The sequence below is a fragment of the Rhizobium subbaraonis genome (assembly GCF_900220975.1).
Taxonomy (GTDB): Bacteria; Pseudomonadota; Alphaproteobacteria; order Rhizobiales; family Rhizobiaceae; genus Mycoplana; species Mycoplana subbaraonis.
The window spans coordinates 228720-250838 of sequence record NZ_OBQD01000006.1; the positions used below are offsets into that span (position 1 = coordinate 228720).

General features: G+C 65.3%; 24 protein-coding genes. 11 read left to right on the plus strand and 13 right to left on the minus strand.

Annotated elements, in window-relative coordinates:
* Positions 1 to 41 precede the first annotated feature (41 nt).
* Together CRO48_RS11160 and CRO48_RS33240 are read right to left on the minus strand one after the other, a co-directional pair.
* A complete protein-coding gene (locus CRO48_RS11160; RefSeq protein ID WP_097139172.1) occupies positions 42 to 1931 on the minus strand; it encodes an ABCB family ABC transporter ATP-binding protein/permease in 1890 nt (629 codons plus the stop codon).
* A 138-nt stretch (positions 1932 to 2069) separates the two neighbouring features.
* Complete coding sequence (locus CRO48_RS33240; RefSeq protein WP_280952661.1) at positions 2070 to 4178, minus strand: LysM peptidoglycan-binding domain-containing protein; 2109 nt, start codon at positions 4176 to 4178, stop codon at positions 2070 to 2072.
* A 156-nt stretch (positions 4179 to 4334) separates the two neighbouring features.
* On the opposite strand from CRO48_RS33240, the gene CRO48_RS11170 reads away from it, so the two are divergent.
* Complete coding sequence (locus CRO48_RS11170) at positions 4335 to 4955, plus strand: LOG family protein (RefSeq protein WP_097139174.1); 621 nt, start codon at positions 4335 to 4337, stop codon at positions 4953 to 4955.
* Positions 4956 to 4967: 12 nt separating this feature from the next.
* Here the strand turns inward: CRO48_RS11170 and rarD are convergent, their stop codons facing one another.
* From rarD to cysS, 7 genes are all read right to left on the minus strand, one after another.
* Positions 4968 to 5918, minus strand: a complete 951-nt coding sequence (gene rarD, locus CRO48_RS11175; RefSeq protein ID WP_097139175.1) for an EamA family transporter RarD — start codon at positions 5916 to 5918, stop codon at positions 4968 to 4970.
* Between the two features lie 129 nt (positions 5919 to 6047).
* Complete coding sequence (locus tag CRO48_RS11180) at positions 6048 to 6479, minus strand: hypothetical protein (RefSeq protein WP_141402039.1); 432 nt, start codon at positions 6477 to 6479, stop codon at positions 6048 to 6050.
* A gap of 23 nt (positions 6480 to 6502) precedes the next feature.
* Complete coding sequence (gene cimA, locus CRO48_RS11185) at positions 6503 to 8119, minus strand: citramalate synthase (RefSeq protein ID WP_097139179.1); 1617 nt, start codon at positions 8117 to 8119, stop codon at positions 6503 to 6505.
* A 179-nt stretch (positions 8120 to 8298) separates the two neighbouring features.
* Positions 8299 to 8775: a GFA family protein gene (locus CRO48_RS11190; protein WP_097139181.1), complete on the minus strand. Its 477-nt coding sequence runs from the start codon at positions 8773 to 8775 to the stop codon at positions 8299 to 8301.
* 1 nt (position 8776) lies between these two features.
* A complete protein-coding gene (locus CRO48_RS11195; RefSeq protein ID WP_097139418.1) occupies positions 8777 to 9271 on the minus strand; it encodes a GFA family protein in 495 nt (164 codons plus the stop codon).
* Complete coding sequence (locus tag CRO48_RS11200; RefSeq protein WP_097139183.1) at positions 9268 to 9750, minus strand: GFA family protein; 483 nt, start codon at positions 9748 to 9750, stop codon at positions 9268 to 9270. Before CRO48_RS11200 ends, CRO48_RS11195 begins: the two co-directional genes overlap by 4 nt.
* Positions 9747 to 11174 (minus strand): cysteine--tRNA ligase, encoded by a 1428-nt coding sequence (cysS, locus tag CRO48_RS11205; protein ID WP_097139185.1) that lies wholly within the window; start codon positions 11172 to 11174, stop codon positions 9747 to 9749. Before cysS ends, CRO48_RS11200 begins: the two co-directional genes overlap by 4 nt.
* Before the next feature lie 399 nt (positions 11175 to 11573).
* Here cysS and CRO48_RS32160 point away from each other — a divergent pair, with 399 nt between their 5' ends.
* Together CRO48_RS32160 and CRO48_RS11210 are read left to right on the plus strand one after the other, a co-directional pair.
* Complete coding sequence (locus CRO48_RS32160; RefSeq protein WP_176526721.1) at positions 11574 to 11720, plus strand: hypothetical protein; 147 nt, start codon at positions 11574 to 11576, stop codon at positions 11718 to 11720.
* A gap of 208 nt (positions 11721 to 11928) precedes the next feature.
* Entirely contained in the window at positions 11929 to 12108 is a 180-nt protein-coding gene (locus tag CRO48_RS11210) for a hypothetical protein (protein ID WP_097139187.1), read from the plus strand.
* A 126-nt stretch (positions 12109 to 12234) separates the two neighbouring features.
* Here CRO48_RS11210 and CRO48_RS11215 read toward each other — a convergent pair whose 3' ends face one another.
* On the minus strand, positions 12235 to 13005 hold the full coding sequence (locus CRO48_RS11215; RefSeq protein WP_097139189.1) for an SOS response-associated peptidase: 771 nt from the start codon (positions 13003 to 13005) through the stop codon (positions 12235 to 12237).
* Between the two features lie 170 nt (positions 13006 to 13175).
* On the opposite strand from CRO48_RS11215, the gene CRO48_RS11220 reads away from it, so the two are divergent.
* The 8 genes from CRO48_RS11220 (at position 13176) to CRO48_RS11255 (ending at position 18335) form a co-directional block, all read left to right on the plus strand.
* The gene (locus CRO48_RS11220; protein ID WP_097139191.1) at positions 13176 to 13619 is read left to right on the plus strand and encodes an NUDIX hydrolase; all 444 of its coding nucleotides are present in this window, start codon (positions 13176 to 13178) and stop codon (positions 13617 to 13619) included.
* A 5-nt stretch (positions 13620 to 13624) separates the two neighbouring features.
* Positions 13625 to 14053: a TIGR02301 family protein gene (locus tag CRO48_RS11225; RefSeq protein WP_097139193.1), complete on the plus strand. Its 429-nt coding sequence runs from the start codon at positions 13625 to 13627 to the stop codon at positions 14051 to 14053.
* Between the two features lie 92 nt (positions 14054 to 14145).
* Positions 14146 to 14415 (plus strand): hypothetical protein, encoded by a 270-nt coding sequence (locus CRO48_RS11230; protein WP_097139194.1) that lies wholly within the window; start codon positions 14146 to 14148, stop codon positions 14413 to 14415.
* Positions 14416 to 14432: 17 nt separating this feature from the next.
* On the plus strand, positions 14433 to 15215 hold the full coding sequence (locus tag CRO48_RS11235) for a hypothetical protein (RefSeq protein WP_097139197.1): 783 nt from the start codon (positions 14433 to 14435) through the stop codon (positions 15213 to 15215).
* A gap of 135 nt (positions 15216 to 15350) precedes the next feature.
* Entirely contained in the window at positions 15351 to 16193 is an 843-nt protein-coding gene (gene ygfZ, locus CRO48_RS11240; RefSeq protein ID WP_097139199.1) for a CAF17-like 4Fe-4S cluster assembly/insertion protein YgfZ, read from the plus strand.
* On the plus strand, positions 16190 to 16822 hold the full coding sequence (locus CRO48_RS11245; RefSeq protein ID WP_097139201.1) for a YfbR-like 5'-deoxynucleotidase: 633 nt from the start codon (positions 16190 to 16192) through the stop codon (positions 16820 to 16822). The genes ygfZ and CRO48_RS11245 overlap by 4 nt, the downstream gene beginning before the upstream one ends.
* Complete coding sequence (locus CRO48_RS11250) at positions 16819 to 17370, plus strand: tyrosine phosphatase family protein (protein WP_097139203.1); 552 nt, start codon at positions 16819 to 16821, stop codon at positions 17368 to 17370. The genes CRO48_RS11245 and CRO48_RS11250 overlap by 4 nt, the downstream gene beginning before the upstream one ends.
* Positions 17367 to 18335 carry an NUDIX hydrolase gene (locus CRO48_RS11255; RefSeq protein WP_097139205.1) on the plus strand — a complete coding sequence of 323 codons (969 nt, stop codon included), beginning with the start codon at positions 17367 to 17369 and terminating at the stop codon, positions 18333 to 18335. The genes CRO48_RS11250 and CRO48_RS11255 overlap by 4 nt, the downstream gene beginning before the upstream one ends.
* Before the next feature lie 470 nt (positions 18336 to 18805).
* Here CRO48_RS11255 and CRO48_RS11260 read toward each other — a convergent pair whose 3' ends face one another.
* From CRO48_RS11260 to CRO48_RS11270, 3 genes are all read right to left on the minus strand, one after another.
* The gene (locus CRO48_RS11260) at positions 18806 to 19318 is read right to left on the minus strand and encodes a superoxide dismutase family protein (protein WP_097139419.1); all 513 of its coding nucleotides are present in this window, start codon (positions 19316 to 19318) and stop codon (positions 18806 to 18808) included.
* Positions 19319 to 19409: 91 nt separating this feature from the next.
* Positions 19410 to 20315, minus strand: coding sequence for a carboxylating nicotinate-nucleotide diphosphorylase (gene nadC / locus CRO48_RS11265; RefSeq protein ID WP_097139207.1), 906 nt, complete (start codon positions 20313 to 20315; stop codon positions 19410 to 19412).
* 30 nt (positions 20316 to 20345) lie between these two features.
* Complete coding sequence (locus tag CRO48_RS11270) at positions 20346 to 21944, minus strand: L-aspartate oxidase (RefSeq protein ID WP_097139209.1); 1599 nt, start codon at positions 21942 to 21944, stop codon at positions 20346 to 20348.
* Positions 21945 to 22119 lie beyond the last annotated feature (175 nt).

Below are 22119 nucleotides of genomic sequence, written 5' to 3' on the forward strand. Positions count from 1 at the left end.
CATGCGAGCGGCGATCCGCTCCGTGCTTTCGCGCGCCGGCTTCAGCTTGCCGGCGCCTTGCGGATCACCACGCCCATTTCGTCGGCCTCGCGCACCTGCTTCAGATGCTCCTCCGCCTCGGTCGCCTCGCGCTGGCGGTTCCACATCGAAGCGTAGAGACCACCCTGACGCAGCAGGCCGGCGTGGGTGCCGCGCTCGGCAATCAGGCCGTCCTTCAGGACGATGATCTCATCGGCGCCCACCACCGTCGAAAGCCGGTGGGCGATGACCAGCGTCGTGCGGTTCTTTGAAACGAGATCGAGCGCCGTCTGGATCTCCTGCTCCGTCCGGGTATCGAGCGCCGATGTCGCCTCATCGAGGATCAGGATGGGCGGGCTCTTCAGGATCGTGCGGGCAATCGCGACGCGCTGCTTTTCGCCGCCGGAGAGTTTCAGGCCGCGCTCGCCCACCATGGCCTTGAAGCCGCCCGGAAGGTGATCGATGAAACCGCTGATCTGGGCAATGTCGGCAGCGGCCTTCACTTCTTCGTCGGTTGCGGCGGGCCGGCCATAGCGAATGTTGTAGCCGATCGTATCGTTGAAGAGCACGGTATCCTGCGGCACCATGCCGATCGCGGAGCGAAGCGATTTCTGCGTCACCTCGCGTACGTCCTGCCCGTCGATGGTGACCGACCCCTGCTGGACGTCGTAGAAGCGATAGAGAAGCCGCGACAGCGTCGACTTCCCGGCTCCCGACGGGCCGACGATAGCGACCGTCTTGCCCGCCGGCACCTCGAACGACACGCCCTTCAGGATCGGGCGCGCCGGATCGTAGGCGAAATGCACGTCGCGAAATACGATCGCGCCGGCGCCCGCCTTCAGCGGCTTCGCATCCGGGGCGTCCTCCACCTCGGCCTGAACCTCGAGCAGATCGAACATCTGTTCGATATCGGTGAGGCCCTGGCGGATCTCGCGATAGACGAAGCCGATGAAATTCAGCGGGATCGCCAGCTGGATCAGCATGGCGTTGACGAAGACGAAGTCGCCGATCGTCTGTTCGCCGCGCTGGACGGCCAGCGCCGACATGACCATCATGATCGCGGTACCGATTCCGAAGATCAGGGCCTGGCCGAAGTTCAGCCAGCCGAGCGATGTCCAGACCTGGGTCGCCGCCTTCTCGTAGCGCTCCATCGACTGGTCGAAGCGCTTCGCCTCCATCTCCTCGTTGCCGAAATATTTCACCGTCTCGAAATTCAGAAGCGAATCGATCGCCTTGGTGTTTGCCTCCGTGTCGCTGTCGTTCATCGAGCGGCGGATGGAGATGCGCCAGTCGCTGGCCCGGACGGTGAACCAGATGTAGAGCGCGACGGTGACGGCAGTCACCAGAAGATAGCTGAAGCCGTAGCCGGCCCAGAAGACGATCGCGGTCAGCAGAAATTCGATGACCGTGGGGATGGAATTGAGGATCGTGAAGCGCACGATCGTCTCGATGCCCTTGGTGCCGCGCTCGATGACGCGCGACAGGCCGCCGGTGCGCCGTTCGAGGTGGAAGCGCAGCGACAGGCGGTGCAGGTGGACGAAGGTGCGATAGGCGAGCTGGCGCACCGCATATTGCCCGACGCTGGCAAAGAGCGCGTCGCGAAGCTGGTTGAGGCCGGCCTGGAGAATGCGGGCGAAATTGTAGGCAAGCACCAGCATGACGGCGCCGAGCAGGAACGACGGCAGGAGATCGACCGCGTCCAGCCGGCCGTTCAGCGCATCGGTCGCCCACTTGAAGAAGTAGGGCACGAGCAGGAGCACCAGCTTGGAGGCGAGCAGGAACACCGTCGCCCAGACCACCCGCATCTTCAGGTCCGGCCTGCCCGACGGCCACATGTACGGCCACAGATTGACCAGGGTGCCGAGAGGATTGCTGCTGTCGGCTGAAACCGTCTTCTTCGTCGTGGCCGCCATGCGCGCCTCCGCAGACCGGCCGCCGCCGGCTTACCTATTCAAGAAAAAATGCGGCGCCCGATTTGGACGCCGCATTGGTGAGATAGGACCGTCGTCCGCGCGATGCAATGCTGCAGACGGCGAAAAGGCGAAAGACCCTCAGTTGCCCTTCACATGCTTGCGGTGAATTTCCTCCGCCTCCGTCTCCGGCATGGCGCTGTCGGGAACACCGAAGATCTGGCCGGGCAGGATGCGGTCGGGGTCGGTGATCTGGTCCTCGTTGGCGAGGTAGATCGTCGTATAGCGCACGCCCTGGCCATAGACGCGGCGGGCGATCTGCCAAAGCGTGTCGCCCCGGCGGATGATGACGGAGTTCTTGCTCTCCTTCAGCGGCGCCTGCTCGATCGTCTGCGGCTGGCTGACCGCCGCCTGCTCCTGGCCTGTCACCGGTGCGGCATCGGTCGCGGTGCCGGACTGCGCGACGGCCGGCTGGCCGTTGCCGGCGGCGGCAACGTCCTTGGACGACAACAACGCTTCCGGCGGCGCCTGCAGGCTCGCAAGTGCACCTGTGTAAGCCGTCTTCGGCGCATCCGCCGGCACCGACGACAGCGCATCGACGACGGAACGCGCCCACAGCTTCAGCTTGTCGACGAGCGCCAGCCTTGCAGCATCGGTACCGGTCGGCGCGGCATAGCCGACGACCTGGCCGAGGACACCTTCGAGTTCGACGCGGGCAGCAGCGAGCTTTTCAGGCGTCGCACCGGCATCGGCCAGCAGGTCGGAGAACCGGCGGGAAAGATCGAGCGCGCGGCTTTCCAGCGCCCCGACATCAACGGCCGGCGCCGGCGCCTGTTCGGCCACCTGGCCGTTGGTGGCCGGTGTCAGCGCGTCCTTCACCGCCGTCTGGATCTGGCCGATCGACTTGCCGACGGTTGCGGCATCGGCGGGCAAGGCCTTCAGTTTCGCCAGCACCTCGGCGGCAACCGCGGCCGTTCGCGCGGCGATCGCCTCGCCAGCGCTGCCGGCGGGCGTCTTGTACTCTGAAAGCGACTGCAGCGCGATCTCGGTTGCGGAGCGCGCCGCCGCAAGCTGTTCGGCGGTCGGAACCGCGCCGTTGGCATAGAGGCCGCTCAAAAGCGCCACCGCCTTGTTCGCCTCGGCACGGAGCTTGTCGAACGAACCGGCGTCGATCAGGCCGAGGGTCGGTGCAGCGCCGTCCGTTGCCGGCTCCTGCGCCACGACGGCCACCTGCTCGCCTTCGGGACGATCGAAGGGAACCGATGCCCGCAGCTCGACCTTGGAGACGTCGTTGCTCATCACATCGGCGCGGATCACGTGGCGGCCGACCGGAAGCGGCATGACGCCATCGACCACGAAGCGCCCCTGCGGATCGGCCTTGATCTCGCCCAGGAGCTTGTCGTTGGCATAGATGCGCACCAGCGAACCCGCCCGCGTGCTGCCCGCCACGAACATCTTGTCGCCCTCGAGCTCGACGGCCGAGATGCGCACGTTCGGCGAAAGCGCTGTAGCTGCGCCCGCGTCCGCCTGCGACGTGCCGTTGGCCGCCGTGGCCGCATCGGCCGGCTGTCCGACGGCCGCTGTCTCGTTTGTACCGCCCGCCGCAGGAGCGGCAGTCGCCTGCCCCGCCTCCGTCTCGTCCGGAACGGTAATCAGGCGGCTCGCCTCGCCGGGCTTGGCGACCATGGCCAGCAACTCTCCGCTGCTGTCCTTCGGGATCGAGACGGTCGCAACCTCCTCGGAGGTCTTGGCGGCACCGCCGTCGCCCAGGATGCGCAACGTCAGCTCGTGGTCGCCGACGGCCAGCGGCTTGTCGAAGACGGCGGCGAATTCGCCGGAGGGACCGACATCGGTCGTCGCGACCACCGTCTGACCGTTGAGGATCTGCAGCGTCTTGTTGGGTTCCGCGCGGCCTGCGACCACGGTGGAGCCATCCGGCTCCACACGCAGCACGTCGAAGGACGGGGTCTGCCACGCCGAGGCCGGGCCTGCAGAGCCTGCCTGCGGCGCTGCCTGGCCGGCGGCGGTCGCGGCCGCCTCGCCTGCGGCGCTGTCGCTGCGCGCGCCCTTGGCGTCGGTCGTCGTCGTAGCGGCGGGCCCGGATTCGGCTGCCGGCGCCGTGGTCTGTGCAGCATCCTGCGGCGCCTCGGGCGCCTTGTCCTTTTCGAGATTCGGAAGGACGAAGAACACCATCAGCGCCGTGGCTGCCGCCAGTACCCCCAATGCAACCAGGCCGGTCTTGTGCTTCATGTTTCACTGTCTCCAGGCAGAGCGCCGCTTATTCTGCTAAATTGCTAGCGATTTCCGAGGGTTTGCACAAGCTTGCGACACTCCTGCACCCGTGGCGGCACGCCTTTTTCGTCATTTTTCTTGACCATCGCGGGTCAGGGATGGCTCAATCGGACCATGAACGAAGAAACCATGCCGATCAGAGCCATATGCGTCTATTGCGGATCCCAGCCGGGCCGCGATGCCGCCTATATCAACGCCGGTCGCTCGCTCGGGCGCTCGATTGCCACGAATCACCTTCGCCTCGTCTATGGCGGGGGCACCAAGGGAATCATGGGCGCCGTCGCAAGCGGGGTCCTCTCCGCAGGCGGCCGGGTGACAGGCATTATACCGCAATTCCTCATCGACATGGAGGCCACGCGCCATTCTCTCGGCCAGCTCTCCGAGCTCATCATCACCGCCGACATGCACGAGCGCAAACACAAGATGTTCGAGCGCGCCGATGCCTTCGTCGCTCTGCCGGGCGGTATCGGCACGCTGGAGGAAATCGTCGAGGTGATGACCTGGGCGCAGCTCGGCCGTCACCGCAAGCCGATCGTGTTCGCCAATATCGGCGGCTTCTGGGACCCGATGCTGAAGCTGATCCGCCACATGGCCGATGCCGGCTTCGTGCATGCCGCCCATCTGGTACAGCCGATCGTCGTCGACGAGGCCGACCAGATCGTTCCCGCCCTCATCGAGCACTGGTCGAACACCGTCGACCGCGAGGGCGAAGCAGGGATCGTCGCCCGCCTCTAGCCGAACACTGCCTCAGCGCGCAGGATCGGGCGCCCCCTTGAGCGCCCGCGCGCGCTGGGCGCGCGCGGTTCGCAACATCGATCCGGAATAGACGAAGAGGGCCGCCCATATCAGGGCGAAGGCCAGCATCTGGGCATGGCCGAACGGTTCGTGGAAGACGAAGATGGCGATGATGAAGATCATCGTCGGCGCAATGTACTGCATGATGCCGATCGTCGAGAGCTTCAGGAGCTTGGCACCGTTGGCATAGACCATCAGCGGCACCGCGGTGACCACGCCGCTTGCCAGCAACAGCAGCAGATCAGCCATGCCTGTATCCCCGAAATGACCACTGCCCGTCGTCTCGAGCCAGACGATGTAGCCGATCGCCGGAACGCTCAACAGCAGGACTTCCAGAAAGAAGCCCTGATTGGGGCCAATCGGCAGCGTCTTGCGGAAGAAGGCGTAGAAGCCCCAGGAGATGCAAAGGGCAAGCGAGACCCATGGCAGCCCCCCGGCCTCGATGGCCAGCACGGCAACGGCCGTCGCCGCCAGACCGATCGCCACGATCTGCGCCCGGGTCAGCTTTTCCTTCAGCAGCACAGCACCGAGAAAGATGGAAAAGAGCGGGTTGATATAGTAACCGAGCGCCGTCTCGATGGCGCGCCCTGCCCCGATCGCCCAGACATAGATGCCCCAGTTGACGGTGACCAGCGCGGCCGTCAGGCAAGCCATCGCCAGCATGCGCGGAGTGCGCAGCGCCGTGCGGACCTCGGACGTGCGACCGAGCACGACGAGCACCATGCCGGCGATAGGCACCGACCAGAGGATACGGTGCGCGACCACTTCCGTCGACGGAATATGGGCCACCGCCTTCATGAAGAAGGGCAGAAAGCCCCAGAGCAGATAGGCCGTCAGCGCGAAGAGAAATCCCTGCAACGAATCGCCGTTCGCCGCCGGAGGCGTGCTGTTCTTTTCGTTCATGATGCTGGATCCTGCTCCTCACCGGCGCGGGCGACAACGCGCGCTCCACGCACCTTCGTGCAGGAACGTCCTAGTCGAACGGCGGCGAATGCACCAATTCATTTCCTTGAAGGATCGATCAGGGAAGCTTCATGCACCGTTGCGCGTCGCCATTCGCGCCAGGATGGACCACTGGATGATACCGCAGACCGCGCCTGCGGCAGCCCCCATGAGGGCGTAGGTCGGCTCCAGCCCCGGCGCGGTAAAATAATCGTCGAGCGTCGCAAACAGCCCGAACAGGGCTCCGGTGACGAGACCGTTGCAGACGAGCACCAGCGCTGCTCGTGCGCGGCTGCCCAGCCGGCTTTCGGCCAGCAGCTCGGCGAGCCATGCCGTCAGCGCGCCGGGCGCCAGGATCGTCGCCACCATCAGCACCGCCAGCCCGTCATCGGGATCGAACCTGAGAGGCTTGCCGTAGAGCACCTCCTCGACGGCGGGAGAGAGCTGTCCGAGCAGCACGAGCAAGAGCCCCGCGCTCCCCGCCGCGATCACCACCATCGCCAGCTTCTTCATCATCCTCATGCTTTCATCCCTGGCTGCCGCCATCATTCCGCGGCGATCCGCCCCGCCTCGCCCCGGTTCTTCAAGAGCTTGTAGACGACGCTGTCCATCAAGGCCTGGAAGGACGCATCGATGATATTGTCGGAAACGCCGACCGTCCACCAGCGCGCGCCCGTGCCATCGGTCGATTCGATGAGGACGCGCGTGATGGCTTCCGTGCCGCCGTTGAGGATGCGCACCTTGTAGTCCGCAAGCTCGAGGTCGCCGATTTCGCTCTGATACTTGCCGAGATCCTTGCGAAGCGCCAGGTCCAGCGCGTTCACCGGTCCGTGCCCTTCGGCGACCGACATCATCGTCTCGCCGTCGACCAGCACCCTGACCACCGCCTCGGAGACCGTCTTCAGATTGCCGTTGGCATCGTAGCGCCGCTCGACCATCACGCGGAAACTCTCGACGTGGAAGAAATCCGGGATCGAGCCCAGCGTGCGGTAGGCGAGCAGCGCGAAGCTGGCATCGGCCCCCTCGTAGGCATAGCCGGTCGCCTCTCGTTCCTTGACGATCTCTATCAGCCGGTCGAGTTTCGGATCGTCCTTGGAAACGGTGATGCCGCGCAGCTTCAGCGCGTTGATGAAGTTGGCCTTGCCGCCCTGATCGGACACCATCACCTTGCGCAGATTGCCCACGCTTTCGGGCTGAACGTGCTCATAGGTGCGCGGATCCTTCAGAAGGGCCGAGGCATGGATACCCGCCTTGGTGGCGAAGGCCGAGGCGCCGACATAGGGCATCTGGTGATCGGGCGAGCGGTTCAGGAGCTCGTCAAACTGGTGCGACAGCCGCGTCAGTCCCTGCAGGCGCTGCCGATCGATGGCGACCTCGAAACGGCTGCTGTAGCTCTCCTTCAGCACGAGCGTGGGGATGAGGGTGACAAGGTTGGCATTGCCGCAGCGCTCTCCGATGCCGTTGAGCGTTCCCTGGATCTGGCGCACGCCCGCGTCCACGGCAGCCAGAGAATTGGCAACCGCCTGCCCGGTGTCGTTATGCGCGTGGATCCCGAGGTTTGCACCGGGGATGCCAGCGGCGACGACGGCCGTCACGATCTCGCGGATTTCCGGAGGCTGCGTGCCGCCGTTGGTATCGCAGAGCACCACCCAGCGCGCGCCGGCGTCGTAGGCGGCCCGGGCGCAGGCAAGCGCGTATTCGGGATTGCCCTTGTAGCCGTCGAAGAAATGCTCGCAATCGACCATCGCCTCCTTGCCGGCCGCAATCACGGCCTTCACGGAGGTGCCGATCGCTTCGAGGTTCTCCTCGTTGGTACAGCCGAGCGCAACGCGGACATGATAGTCCCAGCTCTTGGCGACGAGACAGACCGCATCGCTCGACGCCGCGATCAGCGCCGCCAGCCCCGGATCGTTGGAAGCCGAAACGCCGGGACGCTTGGTCATGCCAAAGGCGACGAAACGGGCTTGTGTCGTGCGCTTCCGGTCGAAGAAGGCGGTGTCGGTCGGATTGGCGCCGGGATAGCCGCCCTCGACGTAGTCGAGGCCGAATTCGTCCAGCATCGCGGCGATCGCGATCTTGTCCTCGACCGAGAAATCCACGCCTGGCGTCTGCTGGCCGTCGCGCAGCGTCGTGTCGAAGAGATAGATGCGTTCTTTCGTCATTACCTGTTCCCTCCCTGGGAACGATCTTTCATTTTGTGCCGCGTATCCGGCCTGCCGGCCGCCTTATCCCCGCCGAGGCGAGAAGCAGGTACGGCACGGTCGTCGTCCGCTCGCCCCTTTTAGGAGCAGAAAGCCAGTGTGCACGAGGGGCAATTCCGGCCTTCGCTTTCACACAAGCTTCAAATCTTCAGCCCGTGGGCGGGCCAGTGGTCGGTCTCGTGATCGGGGTGCTGGAAGGAGATGATCTTCTCCTGACGCGAATAATAATCCTGATCGTCATGTACCGGCTGATCGAAGATGGTCTCGACCCAGGGCAGACGGGCCGCATAGTTCACCTGGATCTGCGGCGCGAGATCGGCACGGTCGTCGAAGGTGCCGATCGCGATTTCCAGCCCGCCGGGATGGCGGTAGGTCATGGGCGTGCCGCAGTTCCTGCAGAAGCCACGGTCGATATTGACCGACGACTGGAAATAGCTGGGTTCCTCGCGCGTCCACTCCACCCCGTCCTTCGGCGCGGTGACGAGGGCGGAGAAGAAGCCTCCGAACTGCTTCTGGCACATGCGGCAATGGCAGATGGACGGACGCCCGAGGGCGCCGTGGATGCGGAAGCGGACGGCGCCGCACTGGCACCCGCCGGTTCGAACGGTCTCAGTCATGTCACTCCTCCGGTGGCCAGTGATCCGTGTCGTAATCCGGATGCTGGCGGTTCGATTCCAGGATGGCAATGTGGCGCTCGCGCCCGGCCGGTCCGGCGGCGTCCGTCTCCGTCTCCGGCAGGCGGGCGAGCTGGGAAAACCAGAACATGCGCGACTCGACGCCGGACTGCGCATGCGGGCGCACGTCCTCCGGATCGTCGAGCGAGCCGAGCACGATGTTGATGAAGCTCTCCTTGGGCATGTCGTAGAAAAGCGGCGTGCCGCAGTCGCGACAGAAGCCGCGGCGCACATGCTCTGAGGACTGGAACCAGCCGGGTGCACCGCGGGTGACGCGGAATGTCGCGCGCGCGGCATTGGCGAGCGGCAGGAAATAGTTGCCCGCCGCCTTCTGGCACATGCGGCAATGGCACAGGTGCGGATCGTCGAGCGTGCCCTCGGCGCGGTAGCGCACCGCACCGCACTGGCAGCCGCCCGTATAGATCCGCGCGATGCTCATCGTTGCGCCTCCGGCGGCCATGTCTCGGTTTCGTGGTCGGGATGCTGATAGGAGACGATCTCGAGAACGAACGGGGCCTCTTGCGCATCCTCCTCCGTCGCATGTCCCGGCAGAGTGTGCAGGGCATCGACGAAGGGCACCTTCGCCTCGGTGCCGAACTGCACTACGGGCGGAAGCAGCGACGGATCGTCGAAGGCGCCGGCTGCGATCGCCACGCCGTCGGGCGCCTCGTAGGTCAGCGGCGTGCCGCAATCGGCGCAAAAGCCGCGCAGCACGAAATTCGACGAACGAAACCGCTTCGGCTCTCCCCGCGTCCAGGAGAGCTCGGCGCCGCGCGTGGACACCAGCGGCGCATAATAGGCGCCGAAGGCCTTCTGGCACATGCGGCAATGACAGATCGAGCTGTCCGTCAGCACCCCGCGAACGCGGAATCTGACCGCGCCGCACTGGCAGCCACCGGTGTAGAGGGCGCCGGTCACCTCTTCACCTCCCAGGTCGTCACGCGTTCACCCGTAGCCGGGTCCTTGCCGTCCTTGAGCTGGATGCCCCTGGAAAGGAGATCGTCGCGGATCCTGTCGGCCTCGGCGAAGCTCTTTGCCTTCAGGAGGTCGAGGCGACGTTGAATTGTCGATTCAATATCCGCCTCCAAGGCCTCTGAAATCTCTGTCTTTTTCGGCATGACGCCGAGCAGCGCGGCGGACGCGTGGAAGCTTGCCGCGGCAGATGGATCGTTTGCCGCCCTTTGCGCCAGGGCATGCAGGGCCTGAACGGCTGCAACCGTGTTGAGGTCGTCGGCCAGCGCCGCCAGCACAGCCGGGTCGACCGGCCCCTCGCCGTTTCCGCCTGTGGGCCACTTGGCCAGCAGCCGCTCCGCCTCCTCAAGCCGCTTGACCGAGAAGTCGATCGGCTCGCGGTAGTGCGTCATCAGCATGGCCAGCCGCAGCACCTCGCCGGGCCATTTGCGGCCGCCGAAGGTCTCGGTCGCAAGCAGGTCGTGAATGGTGACGAAGTTGCCCTCCGACTTCGACATCTTGCGGCCCTCAACCTGCACGAAGCCGTTGTGCATCCACACGTTCGCCATCACCTTCGTGCCGTGGGCGCAGCGCGACTGGGCGATCTCGTTTTCGTGATGCGGGAAGATCAGGTCGAGACCGCCGCCGTGGATGTCGAAGGTCTCGCCGAGATAGGCGGCCGACATGGCCGAGCACTCGATGTGCCAGCCCGGCCGCCCCCTGCCCCACGGACTGTCCCAGCCGGGCTCTTCCGGCGACGACAGCTTCCAGAGCACGAAGTCGCCCGGGTTCTTCTTGTGGCTGTCGACGGCGACGCGGGCGCCGGCCTGCTGCTCGTCGAGATTGCGCTTTGAGAGTTCGCCGTATTCGCCCCAAGACGTGTCGAACAGCACCTCCCCGCCCGCCTGATAGGCGTGGCCGCGCGCGATCAGCCGTTCGATCAGCGTGATCATGTCGGCGCGGCCGTCCTGCCGTTTCTGCACGAACTCGGTGGCGCGCGGCTCGTGCGTCGGCGGCAGTGTGCCAAGGGCTGCGACGTCCGCATGAAACTGGTTCGCGGTCTTCTCCGTCACGCGGCGGATCGCCTCGTTCAGCGTGACCGTGCCGGCATCGATATCCTTGCCGAAGTCGCGCAGCGCACGCGCGTTGATCTTGTCGTCTACGTCGGTGATGTTGCGCACATAGGTCACCTGCGCCTCTCCATAGATATGCCGCAGCAGCCGGTAGAGCACGTCGAAGACGATCACGGGACGGGCGTTGCCGATATGGGCGAAGTCGTACACGGTCGGCCCGCAGACATACATGCGCACATTTTCGGCATCGATCGGCGCGAACGGCGCCTTCGACCGCGTCAGCGTGTTGTACAGGGTCAGAGCCGGTCTGTCGGCCATCGAAATTCTCCCAAGGGCAAGCGTCCGGCTGGCCCGGTCCGTTTGTCATCTGGGGATTTCAAGAGACGAAAACGGCCAAGCCAGCGATGAAGCTAGCGAATAATGCTCCGGCAAATAATGCAGAGTACCGTTTTCATGGCCTGCTTTATCGCGCCGGAATCTCCGGCGGTCAAGGGGCGCGCGCCGCGCGCGCGCGCGGGAAAATCATTTTCTCCTGTGTACTTACTGGCGCGACCTTCGCGCCGCCGCCAATTCGTCATCTTTTCCGCATGAGAGAGCCATGACGAAATCGAAATTCTCAGGCGGGCTACGCTGTTTCCGGGGTGACATCGGACGGATGAGCACCATGCGACAACAAGGACACGGCAAGTTCGCCAGCAGCGACCAAGGAGAAAGACCATGAACGAGCAGACGCCTCAGCAAAAGACGCCGGCCGCCGGCACCGATCTCGTCGAACGCTACCGCCCGCTGGGCCTGAAAGCCATCATCGCGGCCGCGCTGCAACTGAAGGACCGCCGGCGCGATGCAAGTGTACCCAACGCCTGAAACCATGACTAAATGCCGCACCACCGGCACATCTTGGAGCTATATTGTAAACATATTAACAATCATTAACAAATCATGAACGCAGCAAGTCAAAGATAAATCGAGTTTTCGGCAGAATTTGACCAAGATTATTGGGTACAACCATTCCAACGCCGAGATGACCCATCGCTCAACTTAGGCGTAACGGAAATGTTAATGGGAGCAAAGAATGTTTACTGAAGGTGCGAAGCGTTCAACTTCGCCGCGCGACCGCAAGACGGAAAAGCTCGAGGACCAGTACAGGCCGCTGGGCCTGAAGGCCGTGCTTGCCGCAGCGAGCCAGCGCAAACCGCAGGGCAACAAGAACAAGGGCGAACTGCCAGCAGGCCTCAAGCACATGGAAGCGTGAAGGCGGACCTGAGAGGGAGAGACCGCGCGGAGCTACCGGTTCCGCGCGGTTTACCCGGTGCCGGCACGCGGCCCCTCACACACGGCCACTCAAGAGCGGCGCGTTTGCGCTCCAGCCAGTGAAAATCTAAAGCAGCGAGAGCTGGCCGTCGTCATCGTCGGCCAGTTTTGCTTTCGGCGGCGGAAGCGGGGCCGCTTCCTCTACACGCGACTGGATATCCGGATCCGTATTCGCGACCTTGTTGACGCGGTCCGAAACCGGAACAGCCTCGAAGAAATCGTCCTCGACGGCCGCAAACAGATCGGCGACGTCCCGCGGCTCCTGCGTCTTGCAGTCGAGCCAGCGAGAAAAATCCTCCTGCCTGATGACGACGGGCATGCGGTCGTGAATGCGGCCGATGGCACCATTGGCGGCCGTCGTGAGGATGGCGCCGGTATCGACCTCCGAACCATCGGCGGAAGACCAGGTCTCCATCAGCCCGGCAAAGGCGACCAGGCTGCCCTTGCGCGGACGGATCCAGTAGGCCTGCGACTTTTCCTTGGCCCCCTTGGGCGGTCTGCGCCACTCGTAAAAGCCGGTGGCGGGCACGAGGATGCGGCGATGGCGCATGGCGGCGCGGAAGGATGCCTTGCCGATCGCGGTTTCGGCACGGGCATTGATCAGAAGAGGAAATTCGCGCGGATCCTTGACCCAGGACGGCGTAAAGCCCCACCGCACCAGCATGGCCTTGCGTTCCGGCAGGTTGCTGCCCGCCTGCTGCCGCTCCCCCGCCACCACGATCAGGATCGGCTGGGTCGGCGCGATATTGTAGCGCGGCGGAAACTCCTCCACCTCGACGACGTCAAGAAACTCCTTCAGCCGCGCGGAAGGCTCCGTCAAAGCAAATCGTCCGCACATGATGGCCGCCTCCAAGTCATAGGTGCCTCGTCATGAAAGCCGGCACACGCATCATTCGAGATAGACGGCCAAGCTTGCGTTTTCAACGCACGGCTTCGGCTTGCCGGAGGATCTATGGATCAATCCGCGCCGAACACCTATAAAGAGCCGATGAAGAATCGGAACTGCCGATGACAGCCCAAGCTGCCTCCTCTGCCATTCTCGAACGCGACGGGCGCTACCTGCTGGTGCTGAGGCGAAATCCGCCTGCAGCCGACATGTATGCGTTTCCGGGCGGGCGGGCGGAGCCGGGCGAGACGCCCGAAGAGACGGCGCTGCGCGAATTTGCCGAGGAAACCGGCATCCTCGCCCGTCATCCGAGGCTCTACGCCACCTACGACCTCGACAGCAGGTCGACCGGCAGCCACTACTTCCTGTCCGTCTTCCGGGTCGAGGCCGATCGCAAGGCGATCGCAGTCGCCGCCGACGATGCGGCGGACCTCGGCTGGTTTACCGCAGCCGAAATCGACAGCCTGCCGGCACCAGAGAGCGTGCGTGACTGCATCCGCCGGCTCGAAGCCGATCGCGGCCGGAGCGACATGCTGCCACCGCGCCACGTCAGCGGCTTGAGGTGACGCGCATGCTGCCTATCGCCCGCCTTGCTTTCATGGTCACTTTCGCGGCCGCCTCCCCGGCCGCTGCGCAAACGGCCGCACCGGCAGCCCCCGCAACGACAACCGCGGCGCCACCTGCCGAGAACAAGCCCGCCCTCTATGACGGGCGGCTGGAGCGGCTGTCGGAAATCCTCGGAGCGGTCCACTACCTGCGCAACCTGTGCCTCAAGGATGGCGAGGACAACTGGCGCAAGGCGATGGAGGACCTGATTTCGATGGAGGCCGGAAGCGAAGCTTTTCGGAAAGAACGCCTGACGGCGGCATTCAACCGGGGATATCGCTCGTTTGCCTCGGTCTATTCCTCTTGCACGGATCAGGCAGTTGTCGCAGAAGAACGCTACCGTATCGAAGGTGCAACACTTGCGACAGAAATTACCGCGCGATTCGGAAATTAGAGGATAATTAACCTCTTTTCTGCCGCACCCGTGTCGTTTTGATAAAAGGCTGCTAAGCTTGTTAACAGTCTGGTAAAGAGTAGATGCCTCGCATGGATCACATGATGGAACCAAGCCTCAACGATATCGACGAGATGATCGTACACGAGAAGATGCAGGCCGCGCTGGAATACCAGAACGAGGCCTGGGCTGACGGCATGGCCGATGGCATCGAGCCGGAGATCATCGCCGACGCTGCGATCGCGCTCGCCATGCGCGAAACGATTCGCCTCCTGGGCGAAGACGGCGCCGATGCCATGCTGACGTCCCTGCGCGAGCGCATGCTCGCCGGAGAGTTTTCCCCGGAACGGACGCTTCAATAAAGCGGAAAGACCAGGAAATGCCCAGCTTGTCCGACCGCATCAGGCTGCTTCGCGGCAGCGTGTTCGCCGTCTCGCTTTCCCTGGCGGTAGCCGGCGCCTTCGGTACAAATGCGTTCGCACTCAGCGAGTTGCAGCAGATTCCCGGCCAACCGCCACAGCAACAGCAGTCGGAGCAGCCAGCGTCCGACCAGCCGCCGGCCGAGGCCGAACCGGAAGCAGAACAGAGCGAACCGCTTCAGTTGCCCATGCCGGATCCGCTGATAAGGCGCGATGCGACAACGACGGACACGGCAGAACCTCCCGAAGAGAAGCAGGCAACGCAGCCTGAAACGCCGGTCGAGGTCATTTACGACATCGAGAAGGTGCCAGAGCCGGTCCGGCGCATGCGCGAACTGATCGTCGAGGCAGCAGCATCGGGCGATATCGAACGGCTGCGCCCGCTCCTCGGCAAGGGACCGACGCAGACCCAGGTCTCGGTGGTGGACGGCGACAGCGATCCGGTGACCACGTTGCGCGGACTGTCGGGCGATTCGGAAGGGATCGAGATCCTCGCCATCCTGCTCGACGTGCTGGCGACCGGGTTCGTGCGCGTCGATGCCGGCACGCCCAACGAGACCTATGTCTGGCCATACTTCGTCGAGAAATCGCTGGACACGCTCTCACCGCCGGAAAAGGTGGAACTGCTGCGCATCGTGACTGCAGGCGATTTCGCCGACATGCAGGAATTTGGCGGCTACAATTTCTATAGGGCCGGCATTTCGCCTGATGGCCAGTGGAAGTTCTTCGTCGCGGGCGACTGATTTCCATCATCCCGCTTCCTCCGGTCGCCGGCAGGCGCCCCGCGGGACTTGCACAGCCGGGTCCGGCGTTCTACCTCTGTTTCCAAAGACAGCCCCCGGCGCAATCCCTGCGCCGCCTGACCATTGGACATGACCATGCCTGCCGTCACGCTCACCGGACGCGCCTATATCGCCATCGCCGGCGCCGATGCAGAAGAATTGCTGCAAGGACTCATCACCACCGACCTGCCCTCCCTGCCGGCAGGCGAGGCGCGCGCAGGCGCGCTCTTGACCCCACAGGGCAAGATCCTTTTCGACTTCCTGGTCAGCCGCTCCCCTGCCGGCGGCTTCGTGCTGGAGACGACGCAGGAACAGCGCGATTCGCTCGTCAAGCGGCTGACCATGTACAAGCTGCGCGCCGCCGTCACCATCGAGGCGCTGGACGAGACGCACACGACCGTAAGCTGGAATGAGGGCGGCGAAGGCCTCGTCGACGGTCGTTTCGCAGCGGCCGGCGTGCGGGTGCTGCGCAGGCTCGGCGATGGCGGCGAGGAGACGGTCGCTGCCTACGACGCGTTGCGAATCGCCTCCGGCATCGTCGAATCGGGCTCGGACTACCCGCTATCCGACGCATTTCCGCATGATGTTCTGCTCGATCTCTCCGGCGGGCTGTCGTTCCGCAAGGGGTGCTATGTCGGCCAGGAAGTCGTATCGCGGATGCAGCACCGCAGCACGGCAAGGCGTCGGCCGGTAATCGTGCAGGCCGATACGGCGCTGCCGCCGGCGGGCACTCCGATCAGCGCCGAAGGCAAGCCGATCGGCACGCTCGGCACCGTCTCCGGCCGCGACGGCCTTGCTATCATCCGCATCGACCGCGCCGCCGACGCCCTGCGCGCGGGTGCGGCAATCCTTGCCGGCGACGTCGCGATAAGCGTTCGCCTGCCGGAATGGACCGGGCTCGCCTTTGCGCAAGACAGCGCCGAGGCGCCGGCGCAATGAGCGGCACGGCACGGCCGAGGACCGAGCCTCGGGCCTGGCAGCGGATGCTTTCCGGCCGCAGGCTCGATCTGCTCAATCCTTCACCACTCGACGTCGAACTGTCCGACATCGCGCATGGGCTCGCCCGCGTCGCGCGCTGGAACGGACAGACCTCGGGCGATCATGCCTTCTCCGTCGCCCAGCATTCCCTGATCGTCGAAACCATCTTCCGGCAGCTAAACCGTTGCGGGCCGGAGGAGTGCCTGATGGCACTGCTGCACGACGCGCCGGAATACGTGATCGGCGACATGATCTCTCCCTTCAAGGCGGTCGTCGGCGGTGGCTACAAGACTGTGGAGAAGCGGCTCGAGGCGGCGGTGCAACTGCGCTTCGGCCTGCCGGCGGAAACGCCGCGGTCGCTGAAGGACAAGATCAAGAAGGCCGATCGCATCGCTGCCTTCTTCGAAGCCACGGAACTTGCCGGCTTTTCCCGCGCGGAGGCAGCAAAGTTCTTCGGCGAGCCGCGCGGCGTCACCGTCGAAATGCTGATGATCGCTCCGGTGCCGGCGGTCGAGGCGCAGCGGCTCTTTGCCGCGCGCTTCGAGGCGCTGGAAGCCGAACGGGCCGGTGCACGGGAGCGGCGGGCATGACCTCGATCGTCGTCGCGCCGCTGTCGCGGATCGCCGAGATGGCCGTGCGCAACCGCTGCCGGGAGATGATCAGCCTGGTGGCGCCGAAGCAGGATTTTCACCGCCCTGCCGTGATCAATCCTGCCCGCCACCTTCTTCTCGGCGTCAACGACATCGCCTTTGCCGGTACGGGCGCGCTGGTCGCCCCGCAGGAGGCGCATGTGGAGGCGGTGATTGCCTTTGCCCGCGCGTGGGATCGCGCAGCACCCCTTCTGGTGCATTGCATGATGGGGGTCTCGCGCTCGCCGGCCGCAGCACTGATCGCAGCCCTTGCCGTGGAGCCGGACCAGGAGGATGACGAACTGGCGCTTCGCTTGCGGCAGGCTTCGCGACAGGCGACGCCCAACAGCCGGATCGTGGCGATCGGCGATCACCTGCTTTCGCGCGACGGAAGGCTGGTGCGGGCCGTCGAGAGGATCGGTCGCGGCGCGGACTATGCGGGCGACCAGCCCTTCTCCTTCAGCATCACGCCAGCTTCGCCGCGTGCTCCGGAGCGGACAAACCCATGATCGTACCCGCGCCATCGCCGCCCGTCGAAATCGGCCTGAATGCGGTGGTGGTGGCGATCTACAACCGCGGGCCGGCCATTCTGGCGGTCGGCGGCAGAGAGGGCGCGCGCGACGCCCTGCCCTTCGGCCCGTTCGATCCGACGCGGCACCGCACGTTCGAAACGAGCCTGCGCGCCAGCGTGGAGGCGCAGACGGCGCTGAAGCTCGGCTATATCGAACAGCTCTACACCTTCGGCGACCGCGGGCGGCAGAAGGCCCCGAACGAGGCTGCCACGCACATGGTTTCCGTCGGCTATCTCGGACTGACGCGCATGGATGCGGAGGCGACGGAACGGCTGGAGGCGGTCGGCGCGCGCTGGCGCGACTGGTACGCCTTCCTGCCCTGGGAGGACTGGCGAAGCGGACGTCCGGCGCTGCTGGACCAGACGATCATACCCACGCTCAGCGAATGGGCGGAAGCGCCCGGCGGCGACAGCAAGTCACTCCCCGGCCGCAGGACGCGACTGCGCCTTGCCTTCGGCCTCGACGACTTTCCCTGGGACGAGGAACGCGTGCTGGAGCGCTACGAGTTGCTTTATGAAGCGGGCCTTGCGGGCGAAGCGGTGACCGACGGATGGGCCGTCGCCGGCAAGCCTGCGGTCGGCCTTGCCATGCGCCACGACCACCGCCGCATTCTCGCCACGGCGGTCGCGCGGCTGCGGGGAAAGCTGAAGTACCGGCCGGTGATCTTCGAGCTCATGCCGGCGGAGTTCACGCTGACGGAACTGCAGGCGACGGTAGAGGCGATTTCCGGCCGGCATCTGCACAAGCAGAATTTTCGCCGCCTGGTCGAGGGGGCCGAACTGGTCGAACCCACGGGCGGCGCGACCGCCGCTACCGGGGGACGCCCCGCCGCCCTGTTCCGCTTCCGCAGACAGATTCTCGAGGAGCGGCCCGCCCCCGGCCTCAAGGTCGGCGGGCGCTGAACGGCTCGCCGGACCTCGAGCCGGCGCGCCAGGCCGGGCGCGCAGGGCGGCGGTCACCATCACCGCAAAACTGATCACGGCGCATCGTCAGCGATATGAGTGGCGGGGGCGCGACTTTCAAGTCGGGCATCGCCTCACAGGATGAAGTCGGCCTTCACGACGGACAGCGCCCCGTCGAGATGGATGGAGAAATCGGACTTGCCGTCGCCGTCCACGTCCGCGCGCACATAGCTTCGCATAGAAAAAGTCGAACCCGATCGAGGCCGGCGCCGCGGTAGAAGACATGGGTTGCCTTGCTGTAAGCACTCAAGAAAGCGATTGACCGGGCGGTCAGATTTCAACTCAAAGCGGTGATCCCTGTCGCAACCCGGTTCCGAAATCAGACTGCAGGCGGCATATCCTCCAATCAGAAGGCACGACAGCGGACTTCGCCAACGTGCCTGCTGCAAGGCTGGCGCTCAAGGGGCAATCTATCTGATCACGGCGCAGGCCAGACGGTCGCCGGCACCGCCGGCAGGCGAAGTGCGGTTGTCGTCCGATCCGGCATGGATGACGATCGCGCGGCCGCGAATGCCGTTCTCGCCGTCGTTCAGCGTGACGGCCGTGTTGAAGACCTGGGCGCGCATCACGCCGTCGTCGCCGACATACTGGTTCGGCATGTCGCCGGCATGCGGACCGTTGGCGGCGAGGAAGCCGTGCTCCTTGTCGTCCGGGTTGAAATGGCCGCCGGCGGATTCGTGCGACGAGGTCGGGTCGCAGGCCCCTGTTTCGTGAATGTGCAGCGCCACCCATTTGCGCGGCGGCAGGCCGGAGATCTCGATCTCGAACAGCACCCCGCCGGCGCCCTCTGTCATCGTCGCCCGGCCGGTTTCGCTGCCGCCGAGCCCGAGGAAATCGGCCTGCGCCGTGTTGCTGTCCTGAGCGGTGGCGACCGTTGCAAAAAGTGCCACGACCGGCAAGGAAAGCCAGAATTTGCAGATCATCGAACGTCCTTCCATCCAAAATGGTGTCGGGACGTGAACTCTCCCGGCCGTCGCGTGTTCCGGAAACCCGCGAAAAGACTGGCGGCCAGCCTTATCCGACGGCGATATCAAGCCCGATATCGAGGGTGGGCGCGGCCATGGTGATCTTCGACGTGGAGATATAGTCGACGCCCGTTTCAGCGATCGCCCGGATCGTCTTGATGCTGACGTTGCCAGAGGCCTCCAGCTTCACCCGGCGCGGATCGGTCGGGTAGTCCGCGTCCGAAAGGCCGGCGCAATCGCGGCTGATCTCGACGGCGCGGCGCAGCAGCTCCGGTCCCATGTTGTCGAGCAGGATCACGTCGGGGGCGGCTTCCAGCGCCTCCTCCAGCTCCTCCAGCGTCGATACCTCGACCTCTACCTTGACGAGATGGCCGGCGAAGGCACGCGCGGCGTGTATGGCACCGGCCACGCCGGCGGAGACGGCAATGTGGTTGTCCTTGATCAGGATCGCGTCATCGAGGCCGAAACGGTGCGACGACCCGCCGCCCATGCGCACGGCATATTTTTCAAGCGCCCGGAGGCCAGGAAGCGTCTTGCGGGTGCAGCAGACCTTCGCGCCGGTCCCCGCGATCGCGTCCGCGAAGGCCGCTGTGTAGCTGGCAACGCCGGAAAGGTGCATCAGGAAGTTCAGGGCGACGCGTTCGGCCGACAGCAGCGCGCGCGCCGGCCCCGACACCCTTGCCAGAACCGTATTGGCCTCGACGCGGTCCCCGTCGCCGACGAAGGCCGTAAACACGATCGCCGGGTCCATCAGCCGGAAGGCGGCGGCGGCGAGATCCATGCCGCAGACGACACCGCTCTCGCGCACGTTCAGCTCGGCCCTTGCGGTCATCTCCGGAGCTATCGTCGCCTGGCTGGTGATGTCGCCGGCGCGCCCGAGATCCTCGGAAAGCGCGGCACGCACCTGATCCTCGATCAGGAGCGGCGAGAGAACGGGGAGATTGCCCTTGGTCATCGACGTTGTTTCCTTTTGTGCCTGCGCGCTCTACGCCGTTGCGGCTTCCGCCAGTTCGGACACCACGCGATCGGCATCGGCGAGCGTCATGTAGGTGCGGTGCTGCCAGACCTTGCGCTGTTCGGGAAAGTCGGCGCGGAAATGGCCGCCGCGGCTTTCCTCGCGCAGATAGGCGCCGACAGCGATCAGCTTGGCCGTCGTTGCGATGTTGTGGAAGCGCATGCGGCTGTTGGCGCGCTCCAGCTCGGCAATCATGCGAACAGCCTCCTTCAGGCCGTCGCGGCTGCGGATGACGCCGACGTGATCGCTCATCAGCCCGCGCAGCTTCGTCAGCGCCGGGCTATCCTCGAGCGTCACCGGATCGTCGCTTTCGCCGGCGTCCTTGCCCCAGTCGACCTGTTTCGGTTCCGGCAGCATGCCCTTGATGTTGTCGGCAATGCGGGCGGCAAAGACGACAGCCTCCAGCAGCGAGTTCGAGGCCAGCCGGTTCGCGCCATGGACGCCGGTGGACGTGACCTCGCCGGCCGCCCACAGGCCGTCGATGGAGGTGCGCCCCTCCGCATCCGTCAGCACGCCGCCCATGTGATAGTGCACCGCCGGCACCACGGGGATCGGCTGCGTCACGGGATCGATGCCCGCCTGCATGCAGGACGCGTAGACGGTCGGGAACATATCCGGGAAATGCCTGCCGACTGCCTTGGTGCAATCGAGAAAGGCGCCACGGCCGGCCTGGACTTCGGCGAAGACACCGCGCGAGACGATGTCGCGGGGCGCCAGTTCGCCGTCGGGATGGATGTCCGGCATGAACCGCCGTCCCGCAGCGTTCACCAGATGGGCGCCGTCGCCCCGCAGCGCTTCGGTGGCGAGCGGCGCCGGATCGCGGCCGATATTGATCGCGGTCGGGTGGAACTGGACGAACTCCGGATCGGCAATGATCGCGCCGGCGCGCGCTGCCATGCCGACGCCCTGCCCGCAGGCCTCCCAGGGATTGGTGGTCACGGCATAGAGATGTCCGACGCCGCCGGAGCACAGCACGACGGCGCGGGCCGGAAAATGCACCCGCTTCGTCGACTGGCCCGCATCGGGACGGGCGACGACGCCGGAGATGAAGCGGCCTTCGCGCACCAGTTCCTCGACAACGTAGCCCTCCAGCACCCGGATCGAGGGCGTTTTGCGGACGGCGGCGATCAGCGCTTCCATGATGGCCTTGCCGGCCATGTCGCCCCGGACCCGCACGATGCGACGCTCCGAATGCGCGGCCTCGCGCGAGAGCAGCAGCTTGCCTTCGAGATCGCGATCGAAGGGAACGCCGTAATCCAGCAGGTCGTGAATACGGGCCGGCGCCTCCGAAACCATGGAGCGCGCCATCTTCCCGTCGACGATGCCGGCCCCGGCTTCGAGGGTGTCGGCCACGTGCTTGTCGAACGTGTCGCCGGGGCTCATCGCAGCGGCGATGCCGCCCTGCGCCCAGGCCGAGGAGGCGCCATGGCCGATCGGAGCCGCCGCCAGGATCGTCACCGGGCGCGGGCTGAGCTTCAACGCGCAGAAGAGACCGGCAAGCCCGCCGCCGACGATGACGATGTCATCGATGGCGTTCCAGGATTGCGGACGGAAACTTTCCATGGGCATGGCCTACTCCTCCAAAGCGCTGCGAGCCGAACAGATCCGATCCGCCCCCTCACCTGCCTGCCGGCTCCTCTCCCCGCAAGCGGGGCGAGGAGCGATGGGCTCGCCGCCTCCCTCCTTCTCCCGGCCTGCGGCGAGAAGGTCCCGGCAGGGGATGAAGGACCATAGGAGCCAATGA

Excerpts from the sequence above, each read along its gene's own strand:
- CRO48_RS11160 (WP_097139172.1), bottom strand. The coding sequence starts at position 1,931 with ATGGCGGCCACGACGAAGAAGACGGTTTCAGCCGACAGCAGCAATCCT.
- CRO48_RS33240 (WP_280952661.1), bottom strand. The coding sequence starts at position 4,178 with ATGAAGCACAAGACCGGCCTGGTTGCATTGGGGGTACTGGCGGCAGCC.
- CRO48_RS11170 (WP_097139174.1), top strand. The coding sequence starts at position 4,335 with ATGAACGAAGAAACCATGCCGATCAGAGCCATATGCGTCTATTGCGGA.
- rarD (WP_097139175.1), bottom strand. The coding sequence starts at position 5,918 with ATGAACGAAAAGAACAGCACGCCTCCGGCGGCGAACGGCGATTCGTTG.
- CRO48_RS11180 (WP_141402039.1), bottom strand. The coding sequence starts at position 6,479 with ATGAGGATGATGAAGAAGCTGGCGATGGTGGTGATCGCGGCGGGGAGC.
- cimA (WP_097139179.1), bottom strand. The coding sequence starts at position 8,119 with ATGACGAAAGAACGCATCTATCTCTTCGACACGACGCTGCGCGACGGC.
- CRO48_RS11190 (WP_097139181.1), bottom strand. The coding sequence starts at position 8,775 with ATGACTGAGACCGTTCGAACCGGCGGGTGCCAGTGCGGCGCCGTCCGC.
- CRO48_RS11195 (WP_097139418.1), bottom strand. The coding sequence starts at position 9,271 with ATGAGCATCGCGCGGATCTATACGGGCGGCTGCCAGTGCGGTGCGGTG.
- cysS (WP_097139185.1), bottom strand. The coding sequence starts at position 11,174 with ATGGCCGACAGACCGGCTCTGACCCTGTACAACACGCTGACGCGGTCG.
- CRO48_RS32160 (WP_176526721.1), top strand. The coding sequence starts at position 11,574 with ATGAACGAGCAGACGCCTCAGCAAAAGACGCCGGCCGCCGGCACCGAT.
- CRO48_RS11210 (WP_097139187.1), top strand. The coding sequence starts at position 11,929 with ATGTTTACTGAAGGTGCGAAGCGTTCAACTTCGCCGCGCGACCGCAAG.
- CRO48_RS11215 (WP_097139189.1), bottom strand. The coding sequence starts at position 13,005 with ATGTGCGGACGATTTGCTTTGACGGAGCCTTCCGCGCGGCTGAAGGAG.
- CRO48_RS11220 (WP_097139191.1), top strand. The coding sequence starts at position 13,176 with ATGACAGCCCAAGCTGCCTCCTCTGCCATTCTCGAACGCGACGGGCGC.
- CRO48_RS11225 (WP_097139193.1), top strand. The coding sequence starts at position 13,625 with ATGCTGCCTATCGCCCGCCTTGCTTTCATGGTCACTTTCGCGGCCGCC.
- CRO48_RS11230 (WP_097139194.1), top strand. The coding sequence starts at position 14,146 with ATGGATCACATGATGGAACCAAGCCTCAACGATATCGACGAGATGATC.
- CRO48_RS11235 (WP_097139197.1), top strand. The coding sequence starts at position 14,433 with ATGCCCAGCTTGTCCGACCGCATCAGGCTGCTTCGCGGCAGCGTGTTC.
- ygfZ (WP_097139199.1), top strand. The coding sequence starts at position 15,351 with ATGCCTGCCGTCACGCTCACCGGACGCGCCTATATCGCCATCGCCGGC.
- CRO48_RS11245 (WP_097139201.1), top strand. The coding sequence starts at position 16,190 with ATGAGCGGCACGGCACGGCCGAGGACCGAGCCTCGGGCCTGGCAGCGG.
- CRO48_RS11250 (WP_097139203.1), top strand. The coding sequence starts at position 16,819 with ATGACCTCGATCGTCGTCGCGCCGCTGTCGCGGATCGCCGAGATGGCC.
- CRO48_RS11255 (WP_097139205.1), top strand. The coding sequence starts at position 17,367 with ATGATCGTACCCGCGCCATCGCCGCCCGTCGAAATCGGCCTGAATGCG.
- CRO48_RS11260 (WP_097139419.1), bottom strand. The coding sequence starts at position 19,318 with ATGATCTGCAAATTCTGGCTTTCCTTGCCGGTCGTGGCACTTTTTGCA.
- nadC (WP_097139207.1), bottom strand. The coding sequence starts at position 20,315 with ATGACCAAGGGCAATCTCCCCGTTCTCTCGCCGCTCCTGATCGAGGAT.
- CRO48_RS11270 (WP_097139209.1), bottom strand. The coding sequence starts at position 21,944 with ATGCCCATGGAAAGTTTCCGTCCGCAATCCTGGAACGCCATCGATGAC.